Source organism: Pseudomonas sp. P5_109 (assembly GCF_034009455.1).
Lineage (GTDB): Bacteria > Pseudomonadota > Gammaproteobacteria > Pseudomonadales > Pseudomonadaceae > Aquipseudomonas.
Genome location: NZ_CP125380.1, coordinates 3,905,189 through 3,917,498, shown reverse-complemented (window position 1 = coordinate 3,917,498; position 12,310 = coordinate 3,905,189). Strand labels below are relative to the sequence as shown.

Sequence of the window (12,310 nt, the reverse complement as noted above, 5' to 3'; positions counted from 1 at the left end):
TACGGGTTTTTGGTTGAGAGGAATAATTGTGTACCGATCCTATTCTCGCTGGCTCCCCAGGGCCGCTTCACTGCTGCTCTGCCTGCTGTTCTGGCAACTCGCCGCCAGCCACCACTGGAACCTCGGCCTGGTGACCTTCGCTAACGTCCCGACACCCGTGGCGGTCGTTGAAGCCGCCCTCGGCCTCGGCGACTCCGGCAAGCTCGCGCAGCACCTGGGCAGCAGCCTCGGCCGGGTGTTCGCCGGTTACCTCGCAGCGCTGGTCATTGGCGTTGCCCTGGGCCTGGCCATCGGCCGCTCGAAATGGGCCGAAGATCTGCTGCTGCCGCCCCTTGAAGTGTTGCGCCCGATTCCGGCGGTGGCGTGGATTCCCCTGGCCATCCTGATGTTCCCGTCATCGGAACTGTCGATGGTGTTCATCACCTTCACCGGCGCACTGTTCCCGATCCTGCTCAACACCGTGCATGGCGTCGAAGGCGTCGACCCACGGCTGATCGCCTCGGCGAAAAGCCTCGGGGCAGGGCGCCGGGCCATCCTGCTGGAGGTGATTCTTCCGGGCGCCGCGCCGAGCATCATCACCGGCCTGGCCATCGGCATGGGCACCTCGTGGTTCTGCCTGGTGACGGCGGAAATGATCTCCGGCCAATTCGGCATCGGCTATTACACCTGGGAGTCCTACACCATCCAGAACTACGCCGACATCGTCGTCGGCATGTTGCTGATCGGCGTGCTCGGCATGGGCAGCAGCCTGCTGATCAAGCGTCTGGGCGGGCTGTTCACGCCCTGGCATCGACCACGAGGAAAAGCCTGATGAGCGTTTTTCAACACCTGGAAGGGCGCATCGACATTCGCGGGCTGTCGATCAGCCTGGGCGAAGGGGCCGCGGCTTTCGAAGCGGTGCAGGGCCTCGATTGCCAGATCGAACCGGGGCAGTTCGTGTGCATTCTCGGGCCGTCCGGTTGCGGCAAGTCCACCTTGCTCGGCGCTCTGGCCGGCCACCTGCAACCGCGCACCGGCACCTTGAACGTGGATGGCGCGCCGGTGTCGGGGCCATCGCCACAACGCGGCATGGTGTTCCAGCAGCACACCCTGTTTCCGTGGCGCACGGTGCGTGACAACGTGGCGTTCGGCTTGAAGATGCGCGGTGTCGGCAAGCTTGAACGGCACAAGGCGGCGGATGAAATTCTCGCCCTGGTGGGCCTCGAAGGTTTTGCCGGGCGCTGGCCCGATCAGCTCTCCGGCGGCATGCAGCAACGGGTGGAAATCGCCCGGGTGCTGGTCAACCGCCCGCGCCTGTTACTGATGGACGAACCCTTCGGCGCCCTCGACGCCCTGACCCGGTTGAACATGCAGGAACTGCTGCTGGACATCTGGACGCGCATCCGCACCACCGTGGTGTTCGTCACCCATGACATCGACGAAGCGCTGTTCCTCGCCGATCGCTTGCTGGTCATGAGCACGCGCCCCGGGCGAATCATCGAAGACCTGCGCCTGGAGTTCCCCCGGCCGCGCAGCACGGAACTGATGACCCGCCCTGAATTCTCGCACCTCAAGCGTCATTGCCTCGAACTCCTGCGCCACGAAGACGGCCGGCAACTGCCGCGCCTGAACCCGCTCGGACTTCCCCCTGAAAACAAACTGCCGCGATTTGCCCTATGACCTCACTATTCGATGTAACCGATAACGACGACATTCTTGCCCTGCAACCGCGCCTGACCGATGACGACCCCGGCGTACGCCGGATCGCGCTGATCGAACTGGCCGATCTCGAGGAGCCGGACGGCCTGCTGTGGTTGACCGATCGACTGGCCGAAGACCCGATTGCAGACGTTCGCGCCGAAGCCGCGCGGTTGCTGGAAGCCTGGGAGGACGAGCCGGTGGTCGAGGCGTTGTGCCAGGCGCTGACGGACCCGTCGCCGGCGGTGCAGGCAGCCGCTGCGCAGAGTCTCAGCCTGCTCAAGAGCGAGGCGGCGGGCCGGGTCATTCTGCCGTGGACCGGGCACGCCGACAGCGGCGTACGCATCGCCGCGTTCAGGGCGTTGCGCGAGTTGCGCTGCCCTGATGCCGCCGATGCCGCTACCCGGGCATTGATTGATGAAAGCGCCAGCGTGCGCCGCGAGGCGGTGGGCGTGCTCGGCTGGCTCAAGCAACTCGATGCCTTGCCGGCACTGGCGCAGTTGGCCAGCGCTGACCCGGACACCGAGGTGCGGCGTGCCGCCACCGGCGCATTGGGTCTTGCGTCTGACGCACAAGTGCTGCCAGCCCTGCGCCAGGCCTTGCGCGACGCAGCCTGGCAAGTCCGCGAAGAAGCCGCCACCACCCTGGGCAAGGTCGGCCACCCCGACGCCGGCCCGGCCCTGATCGATGCCTTGGGCGACGACTACTGGCAGGTGCGTCTGCGCGCCACCCGCAGCCTCGGCCGCTTGCGTTTTGTACCGGCGCTCGAAGCCCTGATCGACACCCTCGGCCACCGCATCAGCAACCTGCGCAAGGAAGCCGCGCTGGCCCTCGGCGAATTGAGCGACCCCCGGGCCATCGCGCCGTTGCAGGCCGCACAGGACGACGGCGACCCTGAAGTACGCAAGGCCGTGCGCATTGCCTTGAGCCAACTGCAATGAACCCGCTGGCGATTGGCAATTCCCGCAGCAAACAGCAGTTGCGCCTGAACTGGCCGGATGGCCGCGAGCAGGTGCTGGATCATGCCGAACTGCGCCGGCAGTGCCCGTGTTCGCAGTGTCGGGCGTTTCGTTTGCGGGGGATGGCGCCGATGGTCGATGCGCGGGTTCAGGTGATCGAATTGCATTCGCAGGGGTATGGCCTGCAACTGGTGTTCAGTGATGGGCATGAGCGGGGGATTTATCCGTGGGCGTATCTCTCTGCTCTGACCTGATCCCTGTAGGAGCGAGCCTGCTCGCGATGGACGTGAACGATAAAGCGTGCCGTTGGAGGAATCGGTACGCCTGGACGCTTTTCGCCAACAGTCGACCGGCTTTATGCGGTGAATACAGGCTCAGTAACGGCTCGGATAAACGCATCGTCCACAGTCTTCACGTTATACCGATGCATGAACTCCCTACCATTGGCAAAGCGATTGAAGCGCTTCTGGCTAATCATGTAGAAATAATCACAATGGTTAATGACTTCATCAACATTGTGCGAGGAAACCAGAATAGCGGTGCCCTCACTGGCGGCGCCGCGTAGGCACTGCCAAATATAGCGCCGAAATTCCGGATCTACACCGGCGGTAGGTTCGTCGAGAATCACGAAGTCTGCAGAAATTGAAAGAAGAGTGAGCGTAAAGAACCAGCGTGTCTCTCCGTAGCTGCATAGCGATGATTTTTTGTTCCATATGTCTTGATATCGGTCAACTATTGCAGGGCTCCACGCACTTAGTTTTTTTAAGGTCTTATCCTGTGTCATAGGCTCGCTTGATGACAGCGCAGTCACCATTTTAAAAATGTCGCGCATGCGCAGCGGCGGGGGAGTGGTGATGATTTGAGAAAGGTATAAAAACTGACTGAAGTCGTTTTTTATCAAGCCGGACTTTGCTTTTTTAAGCTTGCAGACGATATCGAAAAAAGTTGTTTTTCCAGATCCATTGGGTCCCAGAATACCGACAATGTTGCCTTGAGCAACCTCAAGAGATGCCTGGGTCAAGAGGGGGTTGTCTGTATAGGAGAAGTCAATGCCCTGCGCCGTGAATTTTTTCATCAGTATCGGCTCCATACGGGATTGATTCTTAGGTGTTTGAAGGTTTTGTGCAGTACTAAGATAAATACAATAATTATTGCTGTTGTGATGAGTTTGTTGGATTCAAGGCCCTGTTCCATTATCCGGCTTGCAAGTGTCAGTGGGTTTGCGAGGTTCAAGGCGTCGGTGATGGGGTTTGATCTGCTTGCACTCATTACTCCGAGAATCAGCATGCAGAACGAAAAAATGGAAAGCAAAGTGTTCGAATTCTGAAAGTTGATCGGCAATAATGAGAAAACAGCTCCGATCGTGCAAAACATGATGAAGCAGATGTAAAAGCGTGGTGTGATATTCAGTAGTTCATTGAGGTCGTAGTTTCCAAATGGTAATTTGGTCGTTAAGTAAAAAGTTGCGCAATAAGATATTGATATTAATGAGTAGGCTGTGAAGTGCGATAAAAGAAAAATCAGTTTCGATTCCTTGGAGTAAATAAATGATCGGGTGAATCCGCTTTCTCTTCTTCCGATTATGTAAAAGGCGAATCCGAATAATGCAACGCTGGAAGAGATGTAGGCATAAAACCATGCTGAAGCTGTAACGTAATTGCTGGAAAAATAGTTGGGGTCTTGTCTGGTTATTGCAAAAAAATAGAACATCGCGCAAGGTGATATCATGATCCAGAAAAGGGCGATGGGTTCTTTTAATTGTTCTTTTATGAATATTGATGTTAGGGTCGAGGCTCTGGGTATGATATTTTTAGTCATTGAGTGGCGATTTTCCGTTCTTGTTGTTTTTATTTTTTATGGAAGGGCGAACCATTTGGTATTAAGTGGTGCTGCAAGGATTAGTTCATTTTAGTATTGGGCGCAAGTGAGGGGGTTTTGTGTTGTAGGGTTTTTCCTATGGGCTTTTAAGATGGGTCCTACATGATGTTAGGATGTCTTAATGGCTTTGTTTTGTTCTGGTGCGACTGGTTTCTAGCGTGGAGCTGTGGAATTCTTTTTTGAAACTGTATTTTGGTTTTCGGTAAAACAGAAATGATCTTGCTATATTGAGTAAGGTATTTCTGTAGGAGTAAATGTGCGGTTTGTACTTTTTTATGGGTTTTTTATTTTCTTCAGATGCTATTTTTTTTAGAAAGTCGACGGACGGTAGGCCTATCTTTTTTTGATCGTCCGTTTTGTTCGAATAAGGAGCACTGGGCGTTTATCGAGCGGCACGCCAGGGCTATGGCCTGCAACTGGTCTTCAGCGATGGGCATGAGCGGGGGGATTTATCCATGAGCGTATCTGGCACAACTCATCCCCGAAGCCGCCCCAATCTGATATGTGTGCCTGCTCGCGAAAGCAGCCAATGAAGTATCGACTGACATACTGCTTTTGCGGACAGCCGCTCAAGGTCTCGATTCTCGGTCGAGGAGAACTTGAAATCCGGAGAGGGGGATTGAAGCTCGCTATGCACTTAAACCAGGACGCAGCATAGGTCTCAAGGAGGATTACTTATGATTTCCATTGCTGATCGCTTATCACCTTATACCGAAGCGCTGAGCGTCTCGTCTTTTCGCAAGTTGCTGATTGGCCAAAGTCTCTCGATGGCCGGCGACGCTATTTGTCTAGCCGCACTGCCGATAGCGCTTATCCGGACCGGCTACGGAGGACAAGTATTTGGTTTTGTTATGGCGGCAGTTGGGGTAGGGAGCGTGATCGGGGCCTTGGTCGGAGGTTTGCTGGCGGATCGAAAGTCGCCGCAGCGAATACTGATTTACACCGACATGGCGAGGGGGTGTGCGCAACTGGCCGCAGTGGCGCTGATCTTCTCCGGTACACCGTGGTGGTACTTGGTCTTTGCCTATCTGATATTTGGCATCGGCATCGGAGTTTCCCGCCCGTGTGCTCAGGTACTGCTAGTCAATTTGCTGCCCAAACAAGCACTGGTGGCAGGCAATGGTGCGATGAACTTTGTCGACAACCTGGTCGCTGTGCTGTTTCCCGCGACGCTGGGTGTATTCATCATTTTCTGGGATCCGGTCTGGGGCATATTGATCGATGGTCTGACATTCTTCTGCGCCGCCATTTACACGGCGATGTTGCCTAATGTGGAGCCCCATGAGTTCGAGGAGGAGTTCTCGATTCGAGAAGCGGTCAATGGCATTGCCATCGTTACCGGCAACTCCAAGCTTTTGCTGGGCTTCGCGGCCACCCTCGTGGTGAACGTATTGTGTTTCCCGATTTTCCTGGTCGTCGCTCCCTATGCCATCAGCGATCGATTCAATGAAGAAATGTGGGGGGTGTGTCTGGCCGCCTCGGGATTCGGTGCGTGCATTGGATCAATCGTCACGGTGCTTGTTTCCGGGCATGAACGACTGATCGGGCTTGCAGTGACCTGCGGCTTGTTCCTGGCTGGCGCGATGGCACTACTCGGCATGGGAAGCTCGTCCTGGATGGCGATACTGGGGGCGACCCTGGTAGGTGTCGTCGAAGCGTCCTGGTTGACTGGTTGGGCCACAGCGATGCAGACACTGTCTCCCGAAAAGGACCTCGGTAAAGTGGTGGCAGTCGATACGTTTTTTACCAGTGGCCTGCACCCCTTTATTTATCTTGGAAGCGGAATCGTCGGCGGGCTGGTTGGTTACTCCCAGACCCTTTCCCTCACGGCAATCCTTAGTGCAGTGGGTACCCTGTTCATTGTTCTGGCGGCCTATACGCTCATGCCAAGGAGTGCTCAAAATGATCAAGTGCAATAACGTGCTAGAGCAGGCCCAAGATCTTTCGGCCCTGATTTTGAGTGGGGCGGCGATCCGGCTTACCCGCGAAAAGGTCATCACAGCCGCCGCTAATTTGCGCCACTGACTGGTGGCCCTTGCCAGAAAAAAGTCAAAAGAGTACAAATGTACTCCATGACGACTCTGACTCCCCGCCGTACCGCCATCCTGACCTTTATCCGCGATCGCATCGCCGAGCACGGTCAGCCTCCGAGCCTTGCTGAAATCAGCGAGGCGTTCGGTTTTGCCTCCCGCAGCGTGGCGCGCAAGCATGTGCTGGCGCTGACCGAAGCCGGGTTTATCGAGGTCAACCCGCATCAGGCCCGGGGCATTCGCCTGCTCGGGCAGCCGCCGCGGCCCGAGTTGCTGGACATCCCGGTGCTTGGCCGGGTGGCGGCCGGTGCGCCGATCGGGGCTGATGCCGAGGTGCACAGCCGCTTGCTGCTCGATCCGTCGATCTTCTCGCGGGTGCCGGACTACATGCTGCGGGTGCGCGGTGATTCGATGATCGAGGACGGCATTCTCGACGGCGATCTGGTGGGCGTGCACCGCAACCCCGAGGCGCTCAACGGCCAGATCGTCGTCGCGCGGCTCGACGGCGAGGTCACCATCAAGCGCTTCGAGCGGGTCGGCGATGTGGTTCGACTGTTGCCACGCAACCCGGCCTACCAGCCGATCATTGTCGAGGCCGATCGGGACCTGGCCATCGAGGGCGTGTTCTGTGGCCTGGTGAGGCAAGGCTGATGGGTGCCGTCGTTGCGCTGGATACGCTGTTCAATGGCGGCCAGGTCTGGAGGGGCCGGCCTGCGCCACCGGCCGCCAGCCCGCAACCCACCGGGCATGCCGCGCTCGACGCGGCATTGCCAAGCGGAGGCTGGCCGGAGGCGGCGCTGACGGAGATCCTGTTGGCCGGGCAGGGCGTGGGCGAGTTGCAACTGGTGTGGCCGACGCTGGCACGGCTGTCGGCGGCGGGCGAGCGCATCGTGCTGGTGGCGCCGCCTTATGTGCCGTATCCCCAGGCGTGGCAGGGCGCCGGGGTCGATCTGCGCCAGTTGTCGATCATCCGGGCCAGCGAGCGCGATGCGCTGTGGGCCGCCGAACAATGCCTGCGGTCGGGCAGTTGCGGCGCGGTGCTGTGCTGGCCGCACAAGGTCGATGACCGCGCCTTGCGCCGCTTGCAGGTGGCGGCGGAAACCGGCCAGACCCTGGCCTTCGCCTATCGTCCCCTCAGTGAAGCGATCAACCCTTCGCCAGCGGCCTTGCGCATTGCCATCGATGCCCAGCCGGCACAACTGCGCGTGCTCAAGTGCCGCGGCGGCCTGGCCCGTTCGGCGCCGATTGCCTTCGCCGTGGGGCATTGAGGTTGCCATGCGCTGGGTCTGCATTGTTTTCCCGCAATTGGCGCTGGACGCGGTACTGCGTCAGCGCGCCGATCCCGATGAGCCCCTGGCGTTGCTGACCGGCCCGGCCCAGCGCCGGGTGCTGCAGGCGGTCAACGACGCGGCGCGGGCGCTGGGCTTGCGTCCCGGCCAGTCCATGAGCGCGGCACAGGCCTTGAGCAAAGGCTTTGCCACGGCTGAATACGACGCCGCTGACATCGAACACTGGCAGCAGTTTCTCGCCGCCTGGGCCTATCGCTTCAGTTCCCAGGTCAGCGTGCATTACCCTCGGGCCGTGGTGTTCGAGATCGAATCCAGCCTCGGCCTGTTCGGCGCCTGGCCGCAGTTCGAAGCGCTTTTGCGCCGAGAGCTCGGCGAACTGGGGTTTCGGCACCGCATCGTGGCCGCGCCCAACCCGGTGGCGGCGCGGGTGCTGGCCAATGCCTATGACGGCCTGGTGGTGCCGGATGATCAAGCCTTGCAGCATCACCTGGGGCAAATGCCCGTCGACCGGGTCGGTCTCGAAGCCTCGGTCGCCACGGCCTTGTCGCGCATGGGCCTGCGCACCTTGAGCCAGGTGCAGGCGTTGCCCCGGCATAGCCTGGCCCGGCGTTTCGAAGCCCAGGTGCTCAAGCATCTGGATGCCCTGTTCGGTGTGCGACGGCTGGCGCTGGCGTTCTACTTGCCACCGGACCGCTTCGATGTGCGCATCGAGCTCAATTTCGATGTGCAGTCCCATCAGGCCTTGCTGTTCCCGTTGCGTCGATTGACCGGCGACCTGTCGGCGTTCCTCTGTGGTCGCGACAGCGGCGTTCAGCGTTTCGACCTGCATCTGGAGCACGCCGGGTTGCCGGATACGCTCATCAAGGTCGGCCTGCTCAGCGCCGAGCGCGACCCGGCGATGCTCTTCGAGCTGGCCCGGGGGCGACTGGAGCAAGTGCAGGTCGAGGCGCCGGTGCGCGGTTTTCGCCTGCGTGCCGAGGATTTGCCGACCTTCGTGCCCCAGCATCAGGAACTGTTCGACGATCGCCCGCAGCAGTCCTTGCCCTGGGAGCAACTGCGCGAACGCCTGCGTGCACGGCTGGGGGATGACGCAGTGCATGGCTTGCGCTTCCAGGCCGATCACCGCCCCGAGTGCGCGTGGCAGGCCAGTGCCGACAGCCAGCCTTGCGCGGTGCCGGCCGCGGTGAAGCGGCCGGGCTGGCTGCTGACCGAGCCGCAGGCCGTGCATCAGGGCTCGGCACGCATCCTCATGGGGCCGGAGCGTATCGAGTCCGGCTGGTGGGACGGCGACGACGTACGCCGTGACTACTACCTGATCGAAACCCGTGCCGGCCAACAGGGCTGGGCCTACCGGGCGGTCGGTGAGGACGGCCCGTTGTGGTTGCAGGGTTGGTTCGCATGAGCATCGACTATGCCGAGCTGCACTGCCTGTCGAACTTCAGCTTCCAGCGCGGCGCCTCCAGTGCCCTCGAACTGTTCCAACGCGCAAAAAAACAGGGCTATCAAGCCTTGGCGATCACGGATGAATGCACCCTGGCGGGTATCGTTCGTGCCTGGCAAGCGGCGAAGTCCGTGGAGTTGCCGCTGATCATCGGCAGTGAAATACGCATCGAGAACGGCCCGAAACTGGTGCTGCTGGTGGAGAGTCTCGAGGGCTATCAGGTGCTGTGCAGATTGATTACCCGTGCCCGGCGTCGCACGCAGAAAGGCCAGTATCAGGTGCTGCGTGAAGACTTCAGCGAACCTTTGCCGGGGTTATTGGCGTTGTGGGTGCCGGACGCTGTCGATGCCTTTGAACAGGGCCGCTGGCTCAAGCAGGTCTTCGCCGAGCGCCTGTGGCTGGCGGTGCAATTGCACCGCGGTCAGGACGATGCCAGGCGCCTGGACGATCTGCTGACCCTGGCCAGGGAATTGCGCATAACGGCCGTGGCCAGTGGCGATGTGCACATGCACGCCCGGGGCCGACGCGCCTTGCAGGACACCATGACCGCGATCCGTCATCACCTGCCGGTGGCCGATGCCGGATTACGCCTGCACCCCAACGGCGAACGCCATCTGCGCAGCCTCGACGTGCTGCAGGCGCTTTATCCGCCAGCCTTGCTGGCAGAAACACTGAATATCGCCCGGCGTTGCACCTTTGATCTTGGCCAGTTGCGTTATCAATATCCCCGTGAGCTGGTGCCGCAAGGGCACTCGGCCTCCTCGTGGCTGCGTCATTTGACCGAGGAAGGCATCGAGTGGCGCTGGCCAAAAGGGCCGAAAAGCGAAGTGCTGGTGCAGATCGACAAGGAGCTGCAACTGATCGAGGAACTGGGCTATGAAAGCTATTTCCTGACGGTCCACGACATCGTCCGCTTTGCCCGCCAACAACAGATTCTTTGTCAGGGTCGTGGTTCTGCCGCCAACTCGGCCGTGTGCTTCGCCCTGGGGATCACCGAAATCGATCCGGATCGCACCACGTTGCTGTTCGAGCGCTTTCTGTCCAAAGAACGTAACGAACCGCCGGACATCGACGTCGATTTCGAGCACGAGCGCCGCGAGGAGGTCTTGCAGTACGTGTTCCAGCGTTATGGCCGGGCCCGGGCCGCGTTGACGGCGGTGGTCAGCACTTACCACGCCGCCGGTGCGGTACGGGATGTGGCCAAGGCACTGGGCTTGCCGCCGGACCAGATCAATGCCCTGGCCGATTGTTGCGGTCACTGGAGCGATGAAACACCCCCCGTTGAACGCCTGCGTGAAGGTGGTTTTGACCCGCAGAGCCCGGTGCTGCACCGGGTGCTGAGCCTGACGGGGCAGTTGATCGGCTTCCCCCGGCATTTGTCCCAGCACCCCGGCGGTTTCGTGATTTCCGAGCAACCGCTGGACAGTCTGGTGCCGGTGGAGAATGCCGCCATGGCCGAGCGCACCATCATCCAGTGGGACAAGGATGACCTCGACGCAGTGGGCCTGCTCAAGGTCGATATCCTGGCGCTGGGCATGCTCAGCGCGATTCGCCGATGTTTCGATCTGCTGCGCCGGCACCGGGGCCTGGACCTGAGCCTGGCGACCATCCCGTCCGAAGACGCGGCCACCTACGAAATGATCGGTCGGGCCGACACCATCGGCGTGTTCCAGATCGAATCCCGGGCGCAGATGTCGATGTTGCCGAGGCTCAGGCCAAAGACGTTTTACGATCTGGTGATCGAGGTCGCCATCGTTCGACCGGGACCGATCCAGGGCGGCATGGTGCATCCGTACCTGCGACGACGGAACAAGGAAGAACCGGAGGTGTATCCGTCACCGGAACTGGAGGTGGTACTCAAGCGCACCCTCGGCGTGCCGCTGTTTCAGGAGCAGGTCATGCAGATCGCCATCGTCGCCGCCGACTACAGCCCCGGCGAGGCCGACCAGCTACGCCGCTCCATGGCTGCGTGGAAACGCCACGGCGGGCTCGAACCGCACAAGGAACGGTTGGCCGCCGGGATGAAGAAAAACGGCTACACCGCCGAATTCGCCGCGCAGATCTTCGAGCAGATCAAGGGTTTTGGCAGCTACGGTTTTCCTGAGTCCCACGCGGCCAGTTTTGCCTTGCTGACCTACGCCAGTTGCTGGTTGAAATGCCACGAACCGGCGGCCTTCGCCTGTGCGCTGATCAACAGTTGGCCGATGGGGTTCTACAGCCCGGACCAGATTCTGCAGGACGTGCGGCGTCATCATTTGCAGGTTCGCCCGGTGGACGTGCGCGCCAGTGACTGGGATTGCAGCCTGGAACCGATCGCCGCTGCGCAACCGGCGATTCGCTTGGGGCTGCGCATGATCAAGGGCTTTCGCGAGGACGATGCCCGACGCATAGAGGTGGCCCGTTCCAAAGGCGCGTTTGCCGACATCGCCGACCTTGGCGAACGGGCGCGACTCGATGCCCGCGCCCAGGAGCAGCTGGCCGATGCCGGTGCGCTGCGAGGCCTGGCCGGCGACCGGCACCGGGCACGCTGGGAGGTGGCCGGGGTACAAAAGCAGCTGGGTCTGTTTGCCGGCCTGCCAAGCCAGGAAGAGGACGTGGTGGCGTTGCCCAAGCCCACCGTGGGCGAGGACCTGCAAGCTGATTACGCCAGTGTCGGCACCACCCTCGGGCCGCATCCGTTGGCCCTGTTGCGCGCTGAGTTGACGGCGCGACGCTGCCGCAGTTCGAAGGCGTTGCTGGACGTCGAACATGGTCGGCCGGTCAGCGTCGCCGGCCTGGTCACCGGCCGACAACGCCCGGCCACCGCCAGCGGCGTGACGTTCGTCACCCTTGAGGACGAGTTCGGAAACGTCAACGTGGTGGTGTGGCGTGACCTTGCCGAACGGCAGCGCAAGGTGCTGGTCGGCTCGCAGTTGCTCAAGGTCGATGGGCGCTGGGAGAAGGAGGGTGAGGTCCGGCATCTGATTGCCGGACGCTTGAGTGACCTGAGTTCATTGCTCGATGGGATCAACGTACGGAGCCGGGACTTTCATTGAG

11 protein-coding genes are annotated in these 12,310 nt (G+C 60.5%); 10 read left to right on the top strand and 1 reads right to left on the bottom strand.

Going from position 1 to position 12,310, the window contains the following annotated elements; all coding sequences use genetic code 11:
* Positions 1-28 precede the first annotated feature (28 nt).
* From QMK54_RS17540 to QMK54_RS17525, 4 genes are read left to right on the top strand one after another with little or no spacing between them, the layout of a single operon-like run.
* Positions 29-811 carry an ABC transporter permease gene (locus QMK54_RS17540; protein ID WP_160386270.1) on the top strand — a complete coding sequence of 261 codons (783 nt, stop codon included), beginning with the start codon at positions 29-31 and terminating at the stop codon, positions 809-811.
* The gene (locus QMK54_RS17535) at positions 811-1,659 is read left to right on the top strand and encodes an ABC transporter ATP-binding protein (RefSeq protein WP_223590834.1); all 849 of its coding nucleotides are present in this window, start codon (positions 811-813) and stop codon (positions 1,657-1,659) included. Before QMK54_RS17540 ends, QMK54_RS17535 begins: the two co-directional genes overlap by 1 nt.
* The gene (locus tag QMK54_RS17530) at positions 1,656-2,618 is read left to right on the top strand and encodes a HEAT repeat domain-containing protein (RefSeq protein ID WP_320400974.1); all 963 of its coding nucleotides are present in this window, start codon (positions 1,656-1,658) and stop codon (positions 2,616-2,618) included. The genes QMK54_RS17535 and QMK54_RS17530 overlap by 4 nt, the downstream gene beginning before the upstream one ends.
* Entirely contained in the window at positions 2,615-2,890 is a 276-nt protein-coding gene (locus tag QMK54_RS17525) for a DUF971 domain-containing protein (RefSeq protein ID WP_320400973.1), read from the top strand. The genes QMK54_RS17530 and QMK54_RS17525 overlap by 4 nt, the downstream gene beginning before the upstream one ends.
* Before the next feature lie 101 nt (positions 2,891-2,991).
* Here the strand turns inward: QMK54_RS17525 and QMK54_RS17520 are convergent, their stop codons facing one another.
* Positions 2,992-3,711 (bottom strand): AAA family ATPase, encoded by a 720-nt coding sequence (locus tag QMK54_RS17520; RefSeq protein ID WP_320400972.1) that lies wholly within the window; start codon positions 3,709-3,711, stop codon positions 2,992-2,994.
* Between the two features lie 1,480 nt (positions 3,712-5,191).
* Between QMK54_RS17520 and QMK54_RS17505 the strand changes: the two genes are divergently transcribed.
* Genes QMK54_RS17505 through QMK54_RS17480 form a run of 6 tightly spaced genes read left to right on the top strand, consistent with a single transcriptional unit; the run spans position 5,192 to position 12,309 of the window.
* A complete protein-coding gene (locus tag QMK54_RS17505; protein WP_223590807.1) occupies positions 5,192-6,433 on the top strand; it encodes an MFS transporter in 1,242 nt (413 codons plus the stop codon).
* Positions 6,417-6,539, top strand: a complete 123-nt coding sequence (locus QMK54_RS17500) for a hypothetical protein (RefSeq protein ID WP_263296078.1) — start codon at positions 6,417-6,419, stop codon at positions 6,537-6,539. Before QMK54_RS17505 ends, QMK54_RS17500 begins: the two co-directional genes overlap by 17 nt.
* A gap of 38 nt (positions 6,540-6,577) precedes the next feature.
* On the top strand, positions 6,578-7,195 hold the full coding sequence (lexA, locus tag QMK54_RS17495) for a transcriptional repressor LexA (RefSeq protein ID WP_007987463.1): 618 nt from the start codon (positions 6,578-6,580) through the stop codon (positions 7,193-7,195).
* Entirely contained in the window at positions 7,195-7,812 is a 618-nt protein-coding gene (gene imuA, locus QMK54_RS17490) for a translesion DNA synthesis-associated protein ImuA (RefSeq protein WP_223590804.1), read from the top strand. Before lexA ends, imuA begins: the two co-directional genes overlap by 1 nt.
* Positions 7,813-7,819: 7 nt before the next feature.
* Entirely contained in the window at positions 7,820-9,235 is a 1,416-nt protein-coding gene (locus QMK54_RS17485) for a DNA polymerase Y family protein (protein ID WP_320400970.1), read from the top strand.
* A complete protein-coding gene (locus QMK54_RS17480; RefSeq protein ID WP_320400969.1) occupies positions 9,211-12,309 on the top strand; it encodes an error-prone DNA polymerase in 3,099 nt (1,032 codons plus the stop codon). Before QMK54_RS17485 ends, QMK54_RS17480 begins: the two co-directional genes overlap by 25 nt.
* Position 12,310: the final 1 nt, after the last annotated feature.